The sequence below is a fragment of the Rathayibacter sp. KR2-224 genome, assembly GCF_049446075.1.
Classification (GTDB): Bacteria; Actinomycetota; Actinomycetes; order Actinomycetales; family Microbacteriaceae; genus Humibacter.
In genome coordinates this window covers 1,902,697-1,923,125 of the sequence record NZ_JBMSEB010000001.1, presented here as the reverse complement: position 1 = coordinate 1,923,125, position 20,429 = coordinate 1,902,697, and the positions used below count along the sequence as shown (strand labels likewise).

Genomic DNA, 20,429 nt, shown 5'->3' with positions numbered 1-20,429 from the left:
CGTGGTGGCCAGCGAGAAGCATCCGTCCGTGGTCTCGCCCCAGAGCGCGGGCGGCCAGCGCCCTGGCGACCAAAGCGCCGACGACCTGAGCGCAGTACGCCTGTCGGCGTCGAAGGATGCCCGTGCTGTGCTGTCCGAGCAGGCATCCACCACCGCGGGGCTGAGTTCGGCTGAGGCCGCTGAGCGGCTCGCGAGCGGGGGAGCGAATGCCGTGCGGCAGCATCGGGCCCGACCTCTTCGCGTGCTCTGGCGTCAAATGCGCAGCCCCATCCTGCTTCTGCTGTTCGTGACTGCCTTGATCTCCGCGTTCGTCGGTCAGGGCATCGAGTCGCTCATCATCGCGGTCATCCTGTTGATCAGCGTCGGGCTCGGATTCGTGAATGAATTCCGCGCCGAAAGAGCCGCCGACGCGCTGCACGATCGACTTCGTCACACGGCTGTTGTCGTACGTGACGGCGCACGGCAGAACGTGGACGTCACGGAGCTTGTTCCGGGAGACGTCGTCGTGCTCTCGGTCGGCACGGTGGTTCCGGCAGATCTGCGGCTCCTCGATTGCACGGCCCTCGAATGCGACGAGAGCATCGTCACGGGTGAAGCATCGGCCGCTGCCAAGACCAGCGAACCGGTGCCGGCGGGAACGGGGCTCGGTGACCTCGACTGCTGCGCACTCATGGGCACGGTCGTGCATGCAGGTTCGGGCGTCGGGGTCGTGGTGGCGACGGGACCGCACACGGAATTCGGCCGGATCGCGGTCGGCTTGGCGGAACAGGCGCCTGAGACGGAATTCCAACGGGGGCTCGGCCGGTTCTCGACGTTCCTGCTGGGACTCGCGATCATCCTGACCTCGGTCATCTTCATCGCGGCCCTGCTCCTCGGGCGACCCGTCGTCGAATCGCTCCTCTTCTCGCTGGCGATCGCTGTCGGCATCACGCCCCAGTTGCTCCCGGCCGTTGTGAGCACCAGCCTTGCCGCAGGGTCTCGGGCACTTGCACGCCAACGGGTGCTGGTCAAACGCCTGGTCTGCATCGAAGATCTCGGCGATCTCGACCTCCTGGTCACCGACAAGACAGGCACGCTCACCAGCGGCCTCATCGAATTCGATCGTGCGATCACCGTCGACGAGACCGCATCACCATCGGAGCTGGTCCTGCTGGGCCTCCTGGCCGGCGAAGCAGATCTACAGACGCCGTCGGTCGTCGGGCTCAATACGCTCGACGCAGCCCTGTTGTCCAGTGGCCCGGCTAAGGACGCGGTCACATCGGGATACCGCAGGCTTGATGCTCTTCCCTTCGATCACGAACGCCGCATGTCCACTGCTCTGGTCGCCAAGGCCGGGTCCCCGGCACTGCTGGTCGTCAAAGGCTCCCCGGAGTCGGTGCTGCCGCTCTGCCCGGCGGCTCCCCCGAACGCAGGGGAGACTCTCGACGCGCTCTACGCGGCCGGGGCCCGGGTCGTGGCCGTCGCAACGCGGCAGGCAGACGGAGTGAAGAGCATCCGCCCCACCGACGAGCAGGGACTGGCACTGCGCGGGTTCCTCTGCTTCGTGGACAGCGTGAAGGCCGACGCGAAGGCATCCCTCGAGCGGCTGGCAGCGCTCGGGGTCGAGGTGAAGATCGCAACCGGTGACGGCGCTGTGGTTGCAGAGCGCGTTTGCGGGAGTCTCGGGATGGCGATGCTCGGCACGCTCACCGGAGCACAGGTCGAGCAGCTCGACGATGCAGCACTCGCGGATGCCGCCAGAAGCGCGACCATCTTCGCCAGGGTCTCACCCGAGCAGAAGTCGCGCATCATCCGTGCTCTTAGGGAGAAGGGACGCGCGGTCGCCTTTCTCGGCGACGGTGTCAACGATGCTCTGGCGCTGCATCACGCGGACATCGGGATCTCCGTCGATTCCGCGGTCGATGTGGCGAAGGACGCCGCCGACGTGTTGCTTCTGGACAAGGATCTCGGAGTGCTCGCGGACGGCGTGACCGAGGGTCGCCGCATCTTCGCGAATACCATCAAGTACGTCTTGATGGGCACGTCGAGCAACTTCGGCAACATGTTCAGTGCATCCATCGCCTCGATCATCCTTCCGTTCCTTCCGATGCTTCCCGGGCAGATCCTGTTGAACAATCTGCTCTACGACACAGGTCAGCTCGCCATCCCGAGCGATCACGTCGATCCCGAGCAGCTGCGAGCGCCGTCGCATTGGGATATCGGTGCCATTCGCCGCTTCATGCTGCTGTTCGGACCGATCTCGTCCGTGTTCGACTTCGCGACGTTCGGACTCATGCTCTTCGTCTTCCACGCGGTCGCCCCGGAGTTCAGGGCCGGATGGTTCATCGAGTCCATCGCCACGCAGACCTTGATCGTCTTCGCCGTGCGAACGCGCCGTGTGCCGTTCCTGCGGAGCCGGCCGTCGATGCCGCTGACCGTTTCGGTCCTCGCCGTGGTCGCACTCGGTGTCTGGCTTCCGTACTCTCCTGTGGGAGCACTGCTCGGATTCGCGCTGCTGCCCGCGCCGTTCTTCCTCGCGCTCGTCGGGATGGTCGCGGTGTACCTCGTTCTCGTCGAGCTCGCGAAGGTCTGGTACTACGCTCGCCTGAGCGCTCCGCGCGCCGCCCAGGCGCGACGCAGAGGCTATCCCCACCGCGTCGCCAGGCGCGCGGCGCGGTTCACCGCTCGGTCACCACGCGCTCGGTCTTCGCGTTCTGCCTGAGTCGCGACCCGGCCTGCGTCGCGGGCGAGAGACGCAGCTACCTCTCAGTCCTCGACGAGGATGTGCAGCGCCGCGGCGATGGACCAGCCCCACTCGCGGGCGCGATCGACTTCACCCGGTTCCAGGTAGCTCCGCTTGTCGACGAGGAAGCTCTTCTTCTCGAGCAGTCGGTGCGAGCCGAGCTTTCCCATGCGCTTGTCGATCGCGGCCGCTGCCGAACCGCTGAACAGTTCGGTCATATCGGCTCTGGTGTCGAAGGCGACGAAGCGCGACGGCAGCTGCTCACAGCCATCCAGCCATTCCCGGACGCCAGCTCTCGCGGCATCCGGCTCCAGCTGCAGGTGGCGGTCGGGGTCGGCTCCCCAGCTCCTGGCCTCCTCCCGGGTCGATGCCCGGCTGAGCCCATGCACGTGCGTCGGCGCCCCGACGACGAGGAGGTCGACGTCAGCGAACGATCGCGGAGCATCCCCGACGGGTATGACACTGACGACCAGGCTCTCGCCCAGGCCGTCGGCGATGGCGTCGGCCACTCGTCGTGTGCTGCCGAACATGGACTCATAGACGATGGTCGCGTTCGCGGCCTTGCTCGTGTTGCTCATGGGTTCAGGCTCTCCGTCGCCGGGCCGCGCCGGAAGGGTCGAAGGTCACTCCGATCGAACCAGTTCCAGCTCCAGCTGACGGGACTTTCGGCCCGGGCGGCCGCCACCGGCGAATCGAGACTGGTTCTCAACCGAAAGGAACCGCCATGCGCGCTGCCGTCGTCAATCAGTTTCATCAACCACTCACGGTTCAGGATCGCCCGATCCCTGCACCCGGGCCCGGACAGATACTCGTGCGGCTGGAGGCATGCGGCCTCTGTCACACAGACATCCACGCCATCAACGGCGACTGGCCGGTGAAGCCGGCGCTGCCGTTTGTGCCAGGCCATGAAGGCGTTGGGATCGTCGAGCAGCTCGGCGACGGGGTCACCTCGAGAACCGTCGGCCAGCGCGTGGCAATGCCATGGCTGGGGCACGCGTGCGGGGAGTGCCGCTACTGCGTGGACGGGCGCGAGAACCTGTGCGAGCAGCAGTACAACACCGGGTACACCGTCGACGGCGGGTATGCCGAGTATGCGCTGGCCGACGCTCGGTTCGTCGTGCCCGTTCCCGACGGCGTGACTGCGATGGATGCCGCCCCGCTGACGTGCGCCGGCGTCACCACGTACGCCGCGGTGAAGGCCGCGCACGTCGTACCGGGAGAGCGGGTCGCTATCTTCGGCGTCGGGGGACTCGGTCACCTCGCGGTGCAATACGCGAGACTGGTCGGCGCTTTGGTCGTGGGAGTGGATATCACACAGGAGAAGCTCGAGCTGGCGACCAAGCTCGGCGCAGACGCGGTCGTGAACGCTGCCGACGTCGACCCTGCGGAAGCCATCCTTGCCATGGGTGGCGCTGACGTCGCCATTGTCTTGGCAGTCGCGCCCTCCGTCTTCGACCAGGCGTTCCGATCCCTCAACCGGGGTGGACGGTTGATCTTGGTCTCGCTGCCCGCAAACGGCGCGCTCACCATTCCGGTGTTCGACACGGTGCTCAAGGGCATCTCCGTGATCGGATCCATCGTCGGCACCCGACAGGATCTGACAGAGGTGTTCGCTCTGCACGCTGCGGGCCGGACCCGCGTGGTCGCGTCGCCGAGAGACCTCGGCGATGTCAATGAGGCGGTGGTCGAAGTGCTTGCGGGGGGAGTGCCCGCTCGTCTCGTGTTCGTCTACGACGAGGCGGTCCAGAGTTCGGCATCAGAAGAGAACAGCGAGGCGTCTTCGTCCATATGACCCTCGACGTGGACGAACGGAAGGGCCCAGCCGCACCAACGAGGTCAGCCAGGTTGGCTCGGCTGGTCGTGCGCTATCCGGTCGTATCGGCCACATTGCTGATCGGGGTCGTCGCCGCGGGCCTCGCGCTGGCCGGCCTGACGTCGGCTGCCGTGTGGGTCGCCGGCGGGTACTCGATGATCGTGGCGGCCGGCTACGCAGTTCGCATGGTGCGGACCATCAGGGTGAACGGCGGCGGAGTAGACCTGCTGGCCATCACGGCCATAGCAGCGACCGTGCTCGTCGGCGAGGAAGTCGCGGCACTCATCGTCGTACTCATGCTCAGCGGCGGGCAGGCGTTGGAGGACTACGCGAACCGCCGGGCTCGCCGAGAACTCGATGCACTGCTGCGCCGGGAGCCTCGCCTGGCGCATCGTGACACCGGAGCAGCGATCGTCGACGTTCCAGCAGACGAGGTGCGAATCGGCGACGTCTTGCTGATCCGGCCGGCCGAGGTCGTGCCGGTCGACGGGGACCTGCTGACCGACCGAGCCGCGCTCGACCTGTCATCGATAACCGGCGAAAGCATTCCTGTCGAGAAGCTGCACGGCGAGCAGGTGCTGAGCGGTTCGACCAACGGGACGGAGGCCGCCCGCATGCGTGCGACGGCGGTGGCCGCTGACAGCCAGTACCAGCAGATCGTCGCGCTCGTCGCGGGTGCCGCGCAGTCGAAGGCCAAGGTGGTGCGCCTTGCGGATCGTTTCGCGGTCCCGTTCACAGCCTTCTCCCTCGCGCTGGCGGCAGCGGCATGGCTGCTCAGCGGCAGCCCGGTACGGTTCGCGGAAGTGTTGGTTCTCGCTACACCGTGCCCCCTGCTGATCGCCGCCCCTGTCGCCTTCATCGGGGGCATGAGCCTGGCAGCCCACAAGGGCATCATCGTTCGGGCCGGGTCGGTGTTCGAAGCGCTGGCAGCGGCGCGGACCGTGGTCTTCGACAAAACCGGAACCCTCACCTCGGGGCGACCCGAGGTCCGCGAGGTTCGACCAGCTGCCGGATTCGTCGCAGAGGATGTACTCCGGTGGGCGGCCAGCGCGGAGCAATACTCGTCACATGTGCTCGCTGCGTCCGTGATGAAGGCGGCGTCCTCCCGATCGATCGAGCTCGAGCCCGCACGCTTCGCCGAGGAGCACGCGACGGAGGGGGTGGTCGCAGACATCGCGGGCCGCCGCACCGTGGTCGGAAGTTTCAGATTCGTGGTGGCCGAAGCATCCGATGCTCGGCGCACTTCGATCAATACGGGTGAACTGGCCATTTATGTTGCCGTCGACGGCACCTACGCAGGCGCACTGATTGCCCGCGATGCTCCGCGACCGAACGCGGTGCCGACGCTTCGACGCATTCGCGAGCTGAGCATCCAGAACATCGAGATGCTCAGCGGAGACGTCGAAGAGACGGCGGCGGGAGTTGCGGGCGAGCTCGGCATCGAGCGCTACCGATCGGAATGCCCACCCGCCGAGAAGGTCGCCAGGGTGCGCGCCATCGAGGAGCGGCCGGTCATCATGGTGGGCGACGGCGTCAACGACGCTCCCGTGCTCGCCAGCTCGGACGTCGGCGTCGCGATGGGTGCCAAAGGCGCGACGGCGGCAAGCGAGTCGGCCGATGTCGTGCTCCTCGTCGACGACATCTCAGGGGTCGCCGACGCCGTCATCATCGCGCGACGCACTCTTCGAATCGCAATGCAGAGCATCTGGCTCGGGATCGCGGCATCCGTCGTGTTGATGGCGATAGCGGCGTTCGGCGTCATCCCGGCGACGATCGGCGCGCTGCTTCAGGAAGCCGTTGACCTCGCCACCATCCTCGCTGCCCTTCGTGCTTCCCGCCCTCCCCGCGAGCGGCGCGTCACCGCCCACTGACGGCTGCCCTGCACGCCCTATCCTCGGACGCCGTCGGGACTTTCGGCCCTGCCCACGATGCGGTCGAGGCGGTTGGCTGAGGCTGTCCGATGAATGGAGACAGGAGTCGCAATGAACGACAACAACCTCATGGATGCCGCGGAGCAGGCAGCGGCAGACAGCATCGTGGTGGGCCACGACGGTTCGCAGGGTGCGGATCAGGCGCTCCTACAGGGGTTTGGGCTGGCCGAGGCACTGAACGCTCCACTGGTCATCGTGCGCTCCTGGAGCATCGACACGGCGCCGGAAGCACCGGAGGAGGAGTTCGGCTACGTGTCGTCGTTCGACGAGATCTCTCGCGTGGTGGACAGCAAGTTGAGGGCCGACACCCGCGCGCTCGTCGAAGCCCACCCGTCGGTCGACGTGACCTTCCGCGCCGAGCTGGGACAACCGGCGGAAGTGCTCATCGCCGTTGCAGCTGGGGCACGGATGCTCGTGGTCGGCTCGCGCGGTAGGGGCGGCTTCGCGAGCTTGCTCCTCGGCTCGGTCGGCGAGCAGTGCGTGCATCACGCGTTGTGCCCCGTCCTTGTGGTCCGGCCTCAGGTCCCGGCAGAGGACGCCGACGGCGTTTGAGCCACTGAGCAGCCGCGGGCGGGCCTGTGAGGTGTGCCTCATCTTCGTTGTTGTCATGCGGTAGTTGTGGTGGAGTTCTGGTATGTCGGATCGCGAATCAGAGTCTCTAGTCGGCCAGCATCCCGATGAGCCACATGTCGGCGGCACAGCGCAACGGCTGAACTGGTTGCGCGCCGGCGTGCTGGGTGCCAACGACGGGATCGTCTCCGTCGCGGCGATCGTCGTCGGTGTTGCCGGTGCGACGTCGAACGCCGGGCCGATCGTGATCGCCGGTCTGGCTGCTCTGGTCGGTGGTGCGGTGTCCATGGCCCTCGGCGAGTACGTGTCGGTCAGCAGCCAGCGAGACAGCGAGCGGGCGCTCATCGAGAAGGAGAAGCATGAGCTCGCGACGATGCCCGACGAGGAGTTCGAGGAACTCGCCGGCCTCTACCGGGAGAAGGGACTCTCTGAAGAGACGGCGCACAAGGTCGCCGAGGAACTGACGGCGCATGACGCACTGCGTGCACACCTGTCGGCCGAGCTGGATATCGACCCCGACGACGTGGTGAGCCCGTGGCACGCGGCGTTCGCGTCGGCCCTGTCGTTCCTCGTCGGCGGCGCGCTGCCGATGCTCACCATCTTGCTGCCCGAGTTGTTGCGCATACCTGTGACGTTCGTGGCCGTCATCCTCGCGCTCGCCCTCACCGGCTATCTCGCAGCGGCCATCGGTGGAAGCCCTCGAGGCAAGGCTGCTTTGCGTGTCGTCATCGGCGGTGTGATCGCGCTCGTCGCCACCTATCTCATCGGCCGGCTGTTCAACGTCGTCGGGGTTTAGCGGGCTGCTCGGGGAATGAACGGTGGCGCGGCTCAGGCATCCGTCTCCGTCTCGTCACCGACGACCACCGTCGGCGCCCGCAGTGTGAGCACCAGGCCGTGCGAGACGGAACCGAGCCATGCGCGTTTCCAGCCGGTCAGACGCCTGCTTCCGACAACGACCATGAACTCGTTGTCAGACTCCGACCTGAGTCCCGTAACCGGATGCTTGCGAAGGAGGACAGGGACGATGTGCAACTCGGGATGTTCCTGTTTGACGAGTCGAACGTGATGGTCGAGGAGTTCCTGATGCACCGTTTCGTGGTAGGCGACGAACGCCTCGCTCGGCACAACGAGCGGGTCTTCCGCCAGCGGCTCCTGCCAGCAGTGAACCACCTTGAGCCGCGCGCCGAGACTGGCCGCCTCGCCGGCGGCGTAGCGGAGGGCGAGTTCGCTGATGTCCGATTCGTCGATCCCGACCATGACTCCGGAGCGGCCCTGTGCGACCTCGGGTTCCTCCAAGGGCACGATCGCAACGGGCCCAGAGGCCGCCGACGCGAGCCGCGCCCCAAGCGACCACCCGTACGTGAAGTGCGGAGTCACACGCTGAGCGGTGCCGACGACGACCAAAGTGCCAGGCCGCGTCTTCTCTGCGAGTAAAGAGAGCGGATCCCCGACGAGCAAATGGCTCTCCAACCGGGCGTTCGGGTAGGCGTCCGCCAGGTCGCATCGCCGTTCTTCCAATCGCTCTCTTGCCAGGTCGCGTGCCCGCTCCAAGCGAAGTGGCTCGTCGATGAAGTCTGCGGCATCGACGACGTCGAACAATTCCACTCGACGACCGCCGGATCCTGCACGCCGCAACGCCCACTCCGCCGCCGCGTCCGCCGGCGCTGAGTCGTTCCAGCAGACCACTGTCCTGCTCGTCATGAGATGTCTCCTTGCCTGTCTGGTTCGGTGATTGTCAGCACCATGGAACCCTTGGCGGTTCCGTCGCGCAGGGCTGAGAGAGCATCCGCCAGCCTCTCGAATACGACGGTGGTGACACGGGGCTGAAGCTTCAGGTTGTGGGCGAGGGAGAGGAAGCGCTCACCATCCGCCCTGGTGTTCGCCGTCACCGTGCGCAAGTCCCGTTCCCGGAATAGTGCGTCGGCGTACGACATGCTCGGTATGTCGCTCATCTCGATACCCGCGAGCACAACCGCTCCGCCGCTGCCGGTCGCTTGCAGGGCGACGGGAACAAGTTCGCCTGCGGGTGCAAACACGATCGCAGCGTCGAGCGGTTCAGGCGGCCGCGCCGTTTCATCCGCGACGAAGTCGACGCCCAGTTGTCTGGCCAGTTCCCTGTTCTGTTCGCCTCGCGTCATGGCGAAGACGCGTGCTCCGCCTGCCATGGCGAGTTGAGCCGTGATGTGGGCACTCGAACCGAAGCCGTAGATGCCGAGGATGCCCCCTGCAGGCAGCCGGGCGCGGCAGAGGGCACGATATCCGATAATTCCCGCGCAGAGCAGCGGGGCCGTTGTCAGTGCGTCGGTGTCTGGAGCGAGGCGGTACACGTACGCGGCGGGCGCGACCAGGTACTCTGCAAAGCCGCCGTCGGCATCCCACCCGGTGTACTCGGAATGCGGGCAAAGGTTCTCCGAGCCGCTTCTGCAGAACGCGCATTGCCCGCATGTGCGGCGCAGCCACGCCACACCCACGGTGTCCCCCGACCAGATCGCCTTGACCGCCGCTCCGACTGCCACGACGCGTCCAACCACCTGATGACCCGGTACAACGATCGGAAGGTGCACCGGGATCTCATGGTCCACCACGTGGAGGTCGGTCCTGCAGATGCCGCAGACGAGAACCCGAATGAGAACCTCGTCGCTTGCGGGTTCAGGCACTGGTATCTCGGCCAGCTCAAGGCCCTCCGCCGAGCCGGTGGTCCGCCACGCGCGCATCAGTGCCATCGTCAACTCCTCACGAACAGCAAAGCGCGTCGCGGTTCGGACCGAAGGGCCCTTGGTCCCGTGGGATCGGTGCTCCTCGCGCACCGATCATCGGTTTCCAGCGGCGAGTGCACGGTCGTGTCCGGATCTCGCCTTCCTGTCTCCCGGGACTTTCGGCACTGTCCGGCAGTGGGGTCGGGGCCGATGCTCGGGTTCAGGAGAACCTGAAGTGGAGACATCTCATGAACATGGGTCAAGCAATCGCAACGGTGTTCCGTAAGTACGCCGATTTCACCGGACGCGCCAGCCGGCCGGAATTCTGGTGGTTCATTCTGTTCAGCACCCTGGTGAGCGCCGCACTCAGTTCGATGAACGCAGTGACGCCCTGGGGCGTCGTGCAAACTGGATCGAGCTTGGCCGGCGTCTGGTCGATCGCCGTGCTCGTACCCACCCTGGCCGTGTCCGTCCGCAGGCTGCGTGACGCCGGCCGCAGTTGGGCAGAACTCTTCTGGCTGCTGCTTCCGATCGCCGGACTGATCGTGCTGATCGTGCACCTCTGCGACGCGCCTGCAGCCGAGAGGCAACGACCGGCGGCACAGTCTGGCCATCCCGCGCCACAGGCATGAGCGACGGCGTCCCCGAGCTCGGCACTCGGTCTGCGGGCGCCTCGGCTAAGAAAGTGCTGAGACGGCTCACGTACTGTCAAGCCGGATGCCGCGCCTGCGGTGAGAAAGCGGAGACCAGATGTCCTCGGCGAAAGGGCAGAGCACGCGTGTGCCGCAGGTATTGAGCATGATCGGCATCGACTTCCCGTTGGGGTCGAGGCAGCCGAGACTGTGGCGGTTCGGTGTGGCGACAGTCGTAGCGGTGGCCGGATCCCTGGCTGCATGTGCGCTCTTGGTCGCCGCCGCGGAGGCGCTCTTTCCCTCGACGGTCGGCTACGGTCATTTCGCCTTCGCGGACTACGCCAAACTCGCAATCGTCGGCGTTCTCATCGCGTGCATGGCGTGGCCGGTCGTCACGTTGTTCGCGTCCCGGGCGGCTCGCCTGTTCTTCTGGCTCGCGGTCATCGTGACCGTGGTCTCTTTACTGCCCGACATCTGGATATGGCACCTCGGGCAGGCTCCGCTTGGCGTGTTCACCCTCGGTGTCATGCATGTGGCCGTCGCTATCGTGACCTATCCGGCCCTGGTACTGATCGCGCCGCAGCAGGGGAGCGTCGCCGCCCGGCCCCAATGATCCACACATCGAGAGTTCCGTAGGATGGCACGGTGAACGAGACGATCGAAGCCCCAGAAGTAGGTACCACCCGCGTCAAACGAGGGCTCGCCGAAATGCTGAAGGGCGGCGTCATCATGGACGTCGTCACGGCGGACCAGGCGAAGATCGCAGAAGATGCAGGGGCAGTTGCGGTCATGGCGCTCGAACGCGTACCCGCAGACATCCGTGCCCAGGGCGGCGTTGCACGCATGAGCGATCCCGATCTGATCGACGCGATCATTGAGGCGGTGTCCATCCCCGTGATGGCGAAGGCCCGCATCGGGCACTTCGTCGAGGCTCAGGTGCTGCAGACGCTGGGCGTCGACTACATCGACGAGTCCGAGGTCCTCTCGCCTGCCGACTATGTGAACCACATCGACAAGTGGCGGTTCACGGTGCCGTTCGTGTGTGGTGCGACCAATCTCGGCGAAGCGCTGCGCCGCATCGTCGAGGGCGCGGCGATGATCCGCTCGAAAGGCGAAGCGGGCACTGGTGACGTCTCCGAAGCCACGAAACACATCCGTACGATCACGGGCGAGATCAACGCGCTGCGAAGCAAGACGAAGGACGAGCTCTACGTTGCAGCCAAAGAGCTGCAGGCGCCGTACGAACTCGTCGCCGAAGTCGCAGCGACGGGCAAACTTCCCGTGGTGTTGTTCACCGCCGGGGGCGTCGCGACGCCCGCCGACGCCGCCCTGATGATGCAGCTCGGCGCCGACGGTGTGTTCGTGGGATCGGGCATCTTCAAGGCTGGAGAGCCGGCCAAGCGGGCTGCGGCGATTGTGAAGGCAACGACGTTCTTCGACGATGCCGAGCAGATCGCCGAGGCGTCGCGTGGCCTTGGCGAAGCGATGGTGGGCATCAACGTTGCCGACGTGCCTGCGCCGCACCGGCTTGCGCAACGTGGTTGGTAGCACAGGCTTGCAGGTTGGGGTCCTCGCGCTCCAGGGTGATTTCCGCGAGCATCTGCGGGTTCTGGAGCAACTCGGTGCCTCCGCTGTTCCTGTGCGTCGGCCGCAGGAACTGGATGCTGTCGCCGGGCTTGTGATTCCCGGTGGCGAGTCCACGGTGATCGACAAGCTCAGCCGGGCGTTCGGCCTGGCCGGGCCCATCCGGGAGCGCATCGACTCGGGAATGCCGGTTTACGGAACCTGCGCCGGTCTCGTGCTGCTTGCGGATCGGCTCATCGACGGGATGCCTGGCCAACAGACGTTCGGCGGCTTCGACGCCACCGTGCGACGAAACGCGTTCGGGTCGCAGAACGACTCCTTCGAGACGGACTTGGACATACCCGCCCTCGGGTCGCCGGCAGTGCGTGCTGTGTTCATCCGTGCCCCTTCGATCGAGTCTGTCGGCACGGACGTCACGCCGCTCGCCGCACTACCCGACGGGCGTATCGTCGCGGTCGAGCAGGGCAACCTCCTCGCGACGGCGTTTCATCCGGAAGTCACGGAGGACTACCGCTTTCATCGGCGGTTCCTCGACAGGGTCAGTTCGACCTAGCGCCGCTGAGGTGAGCGGCTGAGCGTTGGCGAGCGAGCCTTCGCCTGAGCGGTAGGACTAACGGCCCTAGGGACTGCAGACGGCCCGCATAGCGTTGTGTATGTGCTCCCCCGAATCGCGCCACCGTCAACGCACTCGGTACTGCACGCTCTCGAGGACGAGCGGCACCGGTCGGCGCAACTGCGGTGGGTCGCCAGCATGGGCGCTTACGCGGGTGAGGGTGCTCCGCCTGCAGTTGCTGCACCGTGGGTAAGCGATCGTCGTTCGGGGGAGCCGCATTCTTCGGGCAGAGGGCGACGCAATCGCCGACTGGCGTGAGCTGGGTGGCTGACTAAGATCTCCACCGCTGTCCCGCCGATTTCCAGCTCTTCTTACGACGCGTAACCCGCGTGTTCGTGTACCCGCCCGAGGGCGACCGTCTCGCCGAACTCGGGCACCCTTGCAGCCAAGCCGAGTGTGCGCTGGATGCGTTGTCTCAGGGCGTCCGAAGCATCCGGCTCGCCATGAGTCAGGTAGATGACCTCGGGCGAAGATGACGCCGCACCCAACCAATCCACGATCTGGCCAGCATCGGCGTGCGCCGAAAGCATCTCCAACGAGTGAACCTGCGCCCGAATCGGGATGTCGCGTCCGTAGATGCGCAACGAGCGTTCTCCGCGCTGGAGCGCGGCGCCCCTAGTGCCGCCGGCCTGGAACCCGGTGAGCACGATCGCGTTGTTCCGATCTGAGCCGTACGCGGCGATGTGGTGAAGCACGCGCCCGCCCTCCAGCATCCCGCTCGCCGAGATGATGACCGCCGGCCCGCCTCGAGTGTTGAGCGCCTTCGACTCATCGACCGAATGCACGAGTGTTGCCAGGTGGTACATCGCGTCGAACTCCTGTTTCGAGAGGCGATGCTCTTGCGGATACCTGGCGTAGATCTCCGATCCGTCGACCGCCATGGGGCTGTTGAGGAAGATCGGCACGTCTGGAATTCTCCCTGCTGTGCGCAATCTGCTCAGGTGCAGGAGCAGGGATTCGGCGCGGCCTATCGCGAACGCTGGCAGGATGACGACGCCACCTTTGCGGCATGTTTGCGTGACGATCTCCGCGAGGAGCCCTTCGGCATCCACGGCTGGATGTGCCCGATTTCCGTAGGTGGACTCGCAGACAAGAACGTCTGTCGGCTCGAGAGGGCGGGGCGGACGCATGAGCGGGTCGTCCACCCGGCCGAGGTCACCCGTGAAATGAACGCGGGACCCCTGTAACGTCACAGCAACCTGTGCCGCGCCGAGGATGTGTCCAGCCGGCAAGAGCGTCCCGCTCATCTCGCCCAGTTGGAACTCCTCATCGAACGGATGGGGATCAAACCGCTCAAGAGCTGCGATGGCGTCCCGCTCCGTATACAGCGGCTTCGGCGGTGCGTGGCGGGAGGTGTGGTGCCGGTTGGCGTAGTCGGCCTGCTCCTCGAGTAGGCGCCCGCTGTCGCGCAATACCAGTTCGCTGAGCTCTGCCGTGCCGCTCGTGGCATGGATGCGGCCGGTGAATCCGTCGCGAACCAGTATCGGCAGATATCCGGTGTGGTCGAGGTGTGCGTGCGTTATGACGACGGCCTCGATGCTCGCCGGATCGACCGGGAGTGGCTCCCAGTTGCGTTCGCGCAGCTTCTTGTATCCCTGGAACAGTCCGCAGTCGACCAGGATGCGACGGCCTTCGCTTTCCAGTAGGTAACGCGAGCCGGTAACGGTGTCGGTCGCGCCCAGGAAGCGCAATGTGGCGGTCATGACCGGCTCAACACCGGACGGTGCAGCAGGCCCAGGATGAGCAGGACGAACCCGAGTTCGCCGAGCCCGGCCACGAAATAGATCGCCTGCAGCGGGCCGAACGGGATGAACACCATTTGCACGAAGATCCAGATCAGAAGCCCGAAGGCGGCTACCGCCGCAGCGAGCGGGCCGAACCGCGACCCGCGTCCCAACATGAATGCGGCGAGCAGGTGCAGGCCACCGATCACAATTGCGAGCAAGAGTCCCGGTACGAGGTACGAAGTGAACGGGCTGCCTTCGAGAAACGCATAGTCCGGGGCTATCCCGCCGGCGTTCGACGTGTCGACGGTGCCGAGCACGAGCGCGAATCCGCCGGCCATCGCCGTCAAACCGATGGCGGTGGCAAGAAGTGTCAACGAAAGGCGAATCGAGCGGCTCATGGCTCCTCCGATGCTCACTTCCGATCGTCGCAACTGCGCGTGAGCGGCAATAGGGCCGAAAGGCCCCCGTCAGCGTGCGATTGAAGCAGCGAGCTTGCGGCGAAGGTGAGCGGCGCGACGTCTGCCGTTCAGCGGCCAGGCGCATCCAGCAGCTTGAGCGCGAGCAGAGGGCAGACCCGCACAGCGCTTTCGGCGGCCTCGATGAGGTGCGGTGGCACCACGACGTTGGAACGATCACCGGCTTGCAGCGGCAGCGGATAGCCCCATTCGTCCCTGTCGAGCAGTTCGGGAAGGAGTTCAGCGCAGAGGCCGCGGCCGTCGCAACGAGTCCAGTCGATGTGCAGACGCGCGTAGTCGTCGATGTCTCTCACGACTGCTCCTATCGTCGCTTCGAGCTGAGGCAATGGCCTTGGAGGTGCGCGTGCACGTCATCGCGGAATGCGGACAGCGCGCTGGCGGCCATGCGAGTCGTGCCATCAGGATGATGACACGACCCCCGTCCGCTCACGTCTGCCGCAAGGGCGCGCAGCCTCGCGGGCAGGGCCTTCTCACGGGAACCGGTCGCGAGTTCCTCGAACAGTCTGGCCAATTCGGGCAGACCGAACATGCAGGGCCCGCACTGCCGTGCGGACTCCTGTGCGAGATAGTCGAGGATGCGCGCTGTGGTCCGCAGACCGCACTCGTCGCGGCCGAGCACCGAGAGAATGCCGGCGCCAGGGCTCGCACCCAGCGGTGCAAGACCATCGGCCGACAGGGGCGCGTCGAGCTCGTCACGCTCCACCCACGCGCCGTGGAAGCCGCCGACGAGCACGGCTCGCACGCCCATGAGATCGACGCCCGCGGCACGGAGCACGTCGGCCAGCATGGCATCCCCAGGCACTTCCATGACCCGGTCTCCCGGCGCCTTCCCCGTGACCGTCACGAGCCTGGTTCCGGGGTCCCTCTGAGAGCCGGTGCCGCGAAACCACGCAGCTCCATACCTGGCAACGAGGGCTATGTGCGCAAGTGTCTCTACGTTGTGCACGAGTGTCGGTCGGCGCTTCAGACCTGCTTCGCTCAGTCGCTTCACCCTGTCCTGCGGTACCGCGATGCCCGTTTCGATGCTGTTCACAACCGCGCTCGCCTCACCGGAGATGAACGTGTCGGGCGCCTCGGCGAGAGAGATGCGCTCAGCATCCCGCCGCTCGCTTATCGCCAGACCCAGCGCTTCGAGGCTCTGGGACGTCGCGTACACGTATGCCTTGGTGGCATGCACCGCTGCGGCTGCGGCGAGCAGACCGTCGATGACCAGGTGAGGTGCGTTCTCGAGCAGTGACTTGTCTTTGAGACTGAGCGGTTCGCCCTCGGCCCCGTTGGCGATGACCACGGGCCGATTCGCGATGACCCGACTGGTGCGTGCCTCCTCGGTCGCCTGGAGCTTGCGCCATGTGGCGAAGCCGGCACCGCCCCTCCCGGTGAGCCCTGATCGTTCCAACTCGCCCAACAGTGAGGACTGGATGCTGCCGGTGTCCAATGACCCGAACGTCTGCAGATGGGTCTGGTAGCTCGCGCGCGCACCTGCGGCGAACAAGCGTGGTGCGGTCGTGGCACTCATAGCGCGCCCGTTTCTCTTCGTGCCTTTGCCGTCTCACTGAAGCGATCCGTGAGTCGCCAGATCACCGCCGCTCCCACGCAGAGGCAGGCCGCGACTGTGCCGAGCAGGAACCACTTGTCCGTTCCGTTCGTGCCGTTGCCGATGGCATGAGCAACCGCGATCGGCCACATCGCATAGGTGAACCAGTGCACGAACCGGAACACGCGCACCCCCACCGCCCTCCGCAACAGCGCCGTGATGACGATGGCGATCAGGAGATCCACGGCCACGGTTCCCAGGCCCTGCCAGAACGGCTTGAACGACCCGAGGAACGGTACGACGACATCGGCGAGGTTCAGGTGCGCATAGCTGTCGAACATGAGCGTTCCAACGTGCAGCACCAGGAACGCGGATGCCAGCAGCGCCACATTGCGGTGCACGAGCGTCACCGAGAAGCGCGGCATGCCGATCAGCGGCCTACCGGACCGCGTGACGATGCCGAGGATCAGGGTGACGGTGAACAGCGCAAGCGCCACGATCCCGCTGATCCGGCCGAAAGCCCACATGGCGTTATCGAACAACGTCATCACCCCGCCCAATGTCGGATGGCCATGCTTCGGTGACATGGATGCGGCCGGCCTCGTCGACGAGGCGGGCCGGCGCACCCTGCGCGGCCAGCCATCCGACAGCCTGGGTACCGCGGACGATGGCTGCGGTGCTGAGCGCGTTGGCCCGCAGGCAGGTCGGCGCGACGACGGTCGCGGTGCGCCACACGGGGGCGGCCGGCAGCCCCGATCTCGGGTCGAGAATGTGGTGCACATGATGCCCGTCGGCCATCCACCTGCGCTTCTGGGTGCTCGACGTCGCCATCGCCCAGCCGCCGGCCAGGCGCACCTGTTGGCCGGGATCGTCGGCTGTGTCGCGCACCAGGACCTCCCAGGCGTCGTCGCGGGGGCGACCAGCCGTGGCGAGATCGCCGCCGAGGCTCACGAGCACGGCAGTGCCAAGGCTCGCTTCGATGCGCTGCGCCGAGAGATCGGCTGCCACGGCCTTCGCGCTCGCTCCCAGATCGAGTGTGAGGTCGTCGGGAACCGTCAACAGGCCGTCGTGCAACGCGACTCGCCTCCAGCCGGGTTCCGGGCGGCGTAGCACCCGCACCGTGGCAGACGACGTGCCGAACGTCTGGAGCTGTGCGATGTCGCGATCGTATCCGAGCGCCTCGAGGTCGTTGCCGAGTGTGGGGTCGACGTCGCCGCCGCTGAGCTCGGCCGCCTGGAGTGCGGCCGTCACCAGCGCGGCCAGCATGGGAGACACCGTCGCACCGTGAGCAAGGCGTCCCCGCAGCAACGAAAGCTCTGAGTCGGAACGGAACCTGCTGCACGCCAGGTCGACGGCATCCAGAACCTCCCGCACAGCGTGCTCAGCGGCGTCGAGCTGCTCGGAGTCGTCGACCACGACGGATGCGTCGAGCCCCCAGACTTTCCAGTCGCGGCGAGCAGGAGCTCCGGTCTTCGCGTGAATCGTCATGTGCTGCCTGCCTTCCGCGCCACGACCGCTGTCCACGCTTCGTCAGCTGCTCAGGAACCGGAAGAAGTGGCCTGCGACGAATTCGACGACTGGCTGGGCGCCACGGGCGAGGTGCTCGACGTCGACCCGGAGTCCGTGGACGGACTGGATGTGGTCGGAGACGGCGCGGGCGTGCTGGAGGATGAGTCGTCGGGCGTCGGCGAGCTTGTCGACGAATCGTCTCCGGACTTCGAATCGTCTTTGGTTTGCGACGAGCCCGACCCAGTGCTCTGGGAGGTGCTGGAGGTGGTCTTGTTGTGCACCGGCGTCGCGTGCCACAGGGCAAGACCGGCGACGAGGGCGAAAGCTGAGCTGCCGACACCGAGTACCGCGGTCAGCGTGCGGGCGAGGCGGGCTCCGCGGATCCTGGTGTTCATCGTGGCTCCTTTCGAGGTGCGTTGATTCAACTCTCGCCGGATGATCTTCCAACTTTCTTAGCCGGGCTGTAAGGACGCGGCGAGGAGTCGATGCATTGCCTGTGCATCCGGGAGCCCGGCCGATGGCTGTTGGGGACGAGCGGTCAGTCGCGCTGCGACTCAGAGAGCGGAAGCCGCACGACGACTTCGGCGCCGCCGAGCGAGGAGCTGTCGATGGAAACCGCGCCGCCGTGTCTGGCGACGACTTCGGCAACCAGGGCGAGCCCGAGACCGTAGTGCCGGGATGCGCCCTCCTGGCCCGCCCCTGAGCCGCCCTCCGAACCCGGGTCTGACCCGTTTCTGGAACTGGCGAAGCGATCGAAGGCTCGCTCCTTGAGCTCTGCCGGAAATCCCGGCCCGTCGTCTCCGACCCGGATGACCGCCTGCGTGCCGTGGATGCCGACATCCACGACGATGTCGGAGCGCGCGTGATCGAGGGCGTTGGCAAGGATCGCGACGACGAGACGAGAGAGCGCCTTGCGAGCGCCGGTGACGACGACAGGCGCTCGGGCACCCGTGCGCACGATCGAGATTCCGCGGCTTTCCGCTTCGGCGCTCATGGTGCCGACCCCCTCGTCGGCGATCGCCACGAGATCCACCTCTGTGCGTTCGGCGGCCGCTCGCGGATCTGCCGCGATGAGGAGGTCCTCCAGAATCTCGGTGAGCGACTTCGCATCCTGCACGAGTTCATCCACGCCCTCGGCGAGACCGCCGTGGTCGTCGGTTGGCACGCGTCGGCGAAGCAGCTGCGCGCGCGTGCTCAAAAGAGTGAGAGGTGTACGTAGCTCGTGCGACGCGTCGGTGACGAACCTTCGTTGGAGCACCAGAGCCTGAGCCATCGGGCGCATCGCACGTCGAGACATCCAGGCGGCGCCGAAGCCCGCGGCGATGATGGCCACCAATGCGGCCGCCGCGAACGCCATCGCGAGTCTCTGCAGCTCCTCCTGGCCTTCGCGGCGGCCCACCGCCACTTGAACGACGCGCCCGCTGTCGCTGTCCGTTCGCACCGCGAAGTCCCGTCCATCGAACGTCTTCGTCGCCTCCGCCGCTCGTCCATCCCGGCTCACCTGCGCCAGCATCGATTCGTCCGGGAAGCCTTTCGGCGCATCTTGGGAGACCAGGGTGTGCCCGCCTTCGACGATGGCGATGTACGTGCCCGGCGCGGCATCCCTCGGCGAATCCAGATGCTCCGCATTGACCAGCGACTGAGCGATGGACTCGTTCTGACCGGCGATGACGACGCCGAACACCACGGCGCCCACGATCAAGATGAGACACACCATGAGCGCCGCGAAGCTGACAGCCAGGCGTCTGGCCGCACGTCGCAGCTCGATGGCCTCGGTCGTGCTCATGACGTGCGACCGATGCCGTATCCGATGCCACGCACGGTCACGATGCAGCCGCGCCCGAGCTTCTTCCGCACGTAGTGAACATACGTGTCGACGACGCCGCTGTCGTCGGCGTCGGCGAACACCCTCGCCATGAGGTCGTCGCGGGTGAAGATCTGACGAGGATGCCTGGCCAGCAGTGCGAGCAGGTCGGCCTCGCGTTCCGACAGGGTCACGGTGCCGCCGGAGTCCGTCGTGACCTCGCGACGCTCGAGATCAAGGCTGCCGCCTGGCACACGCAGAACAGGAGCGGTCGAGAGGAGCCGTCGACGCAGCACGCGCAGTCGTGCGAGAAGCTCGTCGACATCGAACGGCTTGGCCAGGTAGTCCTCCGCGCCTCGGTTCAGGCCCTCGACCCGGTCGGCCGGATTGCCCAACGCCGACAGCACCAGCGCGGGTGTGACGACGCCGCTGGATCGAAGCTTGCCCAAGACATCCAGGCCCTCCATCACAGGCAAACCCCGGTCGAACACCATGACATCGAACTCACGCGTGAGGCCCTCGTGCAGTGCCCGCTGACCGTCGTGCGCGAGCACCACCTCGTATCCCTCCGTCTGTAGAAGCTCGGCAAGCATGGATGCCAGCCGGCGGTCGTCCTCGACCACCAGGACCCTCGGAGCGGCATCCTCGTTCATGCTCGAAGTATAGGAAGGCGCCGGTCCCCGCCGGCTGGACCCGTCCTGCTCGAGCTCGGGTGAAACGTTACGGCAGAGACATCGATCCCCGATCTCACCGTCTTGGAGAAGGGAACCCGGACGTTGACGCGCGGCGACAACCTCTCCTAAGCTCAAGGCGAAACG

21 protein-coding genes are annotated in these 20,429 nt (G+C 66.3%); 10 read left to right on the top strand and 11 right to left on the bottom strand.

The features are described 5' to 3' along the window. Position 1 precedes the first annotated feature (1 nt). Positions 2-2,701, top strand: coding sequence for a magnesium-translocating P-type ATPase (gene mgtA, locus ACO2Q7_RS08730; protein ID WP_423355216.1), 2,700 nt, complete (start codon positions 2-4; stop codon positions 2,699-2,701). A gap of 44 nt (positions 2,702-2,745) precedes the next feature. Here the strand turns inward: mgtA and ACO2Q7_RS08725 are convergent, their stop codons facing one another. After that, a complete protein-coding gene (locus tag ACO2Q7_RS08725; RefSeq protein WP_423355215.1) occupies positions 2,746-3,300 on the bottom strand; it encodes a flavodoxin family protein in 555 nt (184 codons plus the stop codon). Positions 3,301-3,446: 146 nt separating this feature from the next. Here ACO2Q7_RS08725 and ACO2Q7_RS08720 point away from each other — a divergent pair, with 146 nt between their 5' ends. The 4 genes from ACO2Q7_RS08720 to ACO2Q7_RS08705 all read left to right on the top strand — a co-directional run bounded on the left by ACO2Q7_RS08720 (position 3,447) and on the right by ACO2Q7_RS08705 (position 7,832). Continuing rightward, positions 3,447-4,514 carry a zinc-dependent alcohol dehydrogenase gene (locus ACO2Q7_RS08720; protein WP_423355214.1) on the top strand — a complete coding sequence of 356 codons (1,068 nt, stop codon included), beginning with the start codon at positions 3,447-3,449 and terminating at the stop codon, positions 4,512-4,514. Continuing rightward, positions 4,511-6,406, top strand: coding sequence for a heavy metal translocating P-type ATPase (locus ACO2Q7_RS08715; protein ID WP_423355213.1), 1,896 nt, complete (start codon positions 4,511-4,513; stop codon positions 6,404-6,406). The genes ACO2Q7_RS08720 and ACO2Q7_RS08715 overlap by 4 nt, the downstream gene beginning before the upstream one ends. 111 nt (positions 6,407-6,517) lie before the next feature. Beyond that, a complete protein-coding gene (locus ACO2Q7_RS08710) occupies positions 6,518-7,018 on the top strand; it encodes a universal stress protein (protein ID WP_423355212.1) in 501 nt (166 codons plus the stop codon). A gap of 82 nt (positions 7,019-7,100) precedes the next feature. Beyond that, positions 7,101-7,832 (top strand): VIT1/CCC1 transporter family protein, encoded by a 732-nt coding sequence (locus tag ACO2Q7_RS08705; RefSeq protein WP_423355211.1) that lies wholly within the window; start codon positions 7,101-7,103, stop codon positions 7,830-7,832. A 32-nt stretch (positions 7,833-7,864) separates the two neighbouring features. Here the strand turns inward: ACO2Q7_RS08705 and ACO2Q7_RS08700 are convergent, their stop codons facing one another. Both ACO2Q7_RS08700 and ACO2Q7_RS08695 read right to left on the bottom strand, forming a co-directional pair. Beyond that, positions 7,865-8,737 (bottom strand): universal stress protein, encoded by an 873-nt coding sequence (locus tag ACO2Q7_RS08700; protein ID WP_423355210.1) that lies wholly within the window; start codon positions 8,735-8,737, stop codon positions 7,865-7,867. After that, the gene (locus ACO2Q7_RS08695) at positions 8,734-9,759 is read right to left on the bottom strand and encodes a zinc-binding alcohol dehydrogenase family protein (RefSeq protein ID WP_423355209.1); all 1,026 of its coding nucleotides are present in this window, start codon (positions 9,757-9,759) and stop codon (positions 8,734-8,736) included. Before ACO2Q7_RS08695 ends, ACO2Q7_RS08700 begins: the two co-directional genes overlap by 4 nt. Positions 9,760-9,980: 221 nt before the next feature. Between ACO2Q7_RS08695 and ACO2Q7_RS08690 the strand changes: the two genes are divergently transcribed. The 4 genes from ACO2Q7_RS08690 (at position 9,981) to pdxT (ending at position 12,501) form a co-directional block, all read left to right on the top strand. Then, positions 9,981-10,364 (top strand): DUF805 domain-containing protein, encoded by a 384-nt coding sequence (locus ACO2Q7_RS08690; RefSeq protein WP_423355208.1) that lies wholly within the window; start codon positions 9,981-9,983, stop codon positions 10,362-10,364. Positions 10,365-10,482: 118 nt separating this feature from the next. After that, on the top strand, positions 10,483-10,977 hold the full coding sequence (locus ACO2Q7_RS08685) for a DUF6069 family protein (RefSeq protein WP_423355207.1): 495 nt from the start codon (positions 10,483-10,485) through the stop codon (positions 10,975-10,977). Positions 10,978-11,009: 32 nt separating this feature from the next. After that, the gene (gene pdxS, locus ACO2Q7_RS08680; RefSeq protein ID WP_423355206.1) at positions 11,010-11,912 is read left to right on the top strand and encodes a pyridoxal 5'-phosphate synthase lyase subunit PdxS; all 903 of its coding nucleotides are present in this window, start codon (positions 11,010-11,012) and stop codon (positions 11,910-11,912) included. Next, entirely contained in the window at positions 11,902-12,501 is a 600-nt protein-coding gene (pdxT, locus tag ACO2Q7_RS08675; protein ID WP_423355205.1) for a pyridoxal 5'-phosphate synthase glutaminase subunit PdxT, read from the top strand. Before pdxS ends, pdxT begins: the two co-directional genes overlap by 11 nt. A gap of 371 nt (positions 12,502-12,872) precedes the next feature. Here pdxT and ACO2Q7_RS08670 read toward each other — a convergent pair whose 3' ends face one another. The 6 genes from ACO2Q7_RS08670 to ACO2Q7_RS08645 form a co-directional block, all read right to left on the bottom strand. Continuing rightward, complete coding sequence (locus tag ACO2Q7_RS08670; protein WP_423355204.1) at positions 12,873-14,264, bottom strand: MBL fold metallo-hydrolase; 1,392 nt, start codon at positions 14,262-14,264, stop codon at positions 12,873-12,875. Further along, positions 14,261-14,686, bottom strand: coding sequence for a hypothetical protein (locus tag ACO2Q7_RS08665; RefSeq protein ID WP_423355203.1), 426 nt, complete (start codon positions 14,684-14,686; stop codon positions 14,261-14,263). The genes ACO2Q7_RS08670 and ACO2Q7_RS08665 overlap by 4 nt, the downstream gene beginning before the upstream one ends. A gap of 128 nt (positions 14,687-14,814) precedes the next feature. Further along, complete coding sequence (locus ACO2Q7_RS08660) at positions 14,815-15,057, bottom strand: ferredoxin (protein ID WP_423355202.1); 243 nt, start codon at positions 15,055-15,057, stop codon at positions 14,815-14,817. A gap of 8 nt (positions 15,058-15,065) precedes the next feature. Next, positions 15,066-16,280 carry an NADH-ubiquinone oxidoreductase-F iron-sulfur binding region domain-containing protein gene (locus tag ACO2Q7_RS08655; RefSeq protein ID WP_423355201.1) on the bottom strand — a complete coding sequence of 405 codons (1,215 nt, stop codon included), beginning with the start codon at positions 16,278-16,280 and terminating at the stop codon, positions 15,066-15,068. Further along, positions 16,277-16,846 carry a ferric reductase-like transmembrane domain-containing protein gene (locus tag ACO2Q7_RS08650; protein WP_423355200.1) on the bottom strand — a complete coding sequence of 190 codons (570 nt, stop codon included), beginning with the start codon at positions 16,844-16,846 and terminating at the stop codon, positions 16,277-16,279. Before ACO2Q7_RS08650 ends, ACO2Q7_RS08655 begins: the two co-directional genes overlap by 4 nt. Continuing rightward, positions 16,830-17,786 (bottom strand): FAD:protein FMN transferase, encoded by a 957-nt coding sequence (locus ACO2Q7_RS08645; protein WP_423355199.1) that lies wholly within the window; start codon positions 17,784-17,786, stop codon positions 16,830-16,832. The genes ACO2Q7_RS08650 and ACO2Q7_RS08645 overlap by 17 nt, the downstream gene beginning before the upstream one ends. Positions 17,787-17,852: 66 nt before the next feature. On the opposite strand from ACO2Q7_RS08645, the gene ACO2Q7_RS08640 reads away from it, so the two are divergent. Continuing rightward, the gene (locus tag ACO2Q7_RS08640) at positions 17,853-18,227 is read left to right on the top strand and encodes a hypothetical protein (protein ID WP_423355198.1); all 375 of its coding nucleotides are present in this window, start codon (positions 17,853-17,855) and stop codon (positions 18,225-18,227) included. A gap of 118 nt (positions 18,228-18,345) precedes the next feature. On the opposite strand, the gene ACO2Q7_RS08635 is transcribed toward ACO2Q7_RS08640, so the two are convergent. Together ACO2Q7_RS08635 and ACO2Q7_RS08630 are read right to left on the bottom strand one after the other, a co-directional pair. Further along, on the bottom strand, positions 18,346-19,593 hold the full coding sequence (locus ACO2Q7_RS08635) for a sensor histidine kinase (RefSeq protein WP_423355197.1): 1,248 nt from the start codon (positions 19,591-19,593) through the stop codon (positions 18,346-18,348). Beyond that, entirely contained in the window at positions 19,590-20,264 is a 675-nt protein-coding gene (locus ACO2Q7_RS08630) for a response regulator transcription factor (protein WP_423355196.1), read from the bottom strand. The genes ACO2Q7_RS08635 and ACO2Q7_RS08630 overlap by 4 nt, the downstream gene beginning before the upstream one ends. Between the last annotated feature and the right edge of the window lie 165 nt (positions 20,265-20,429).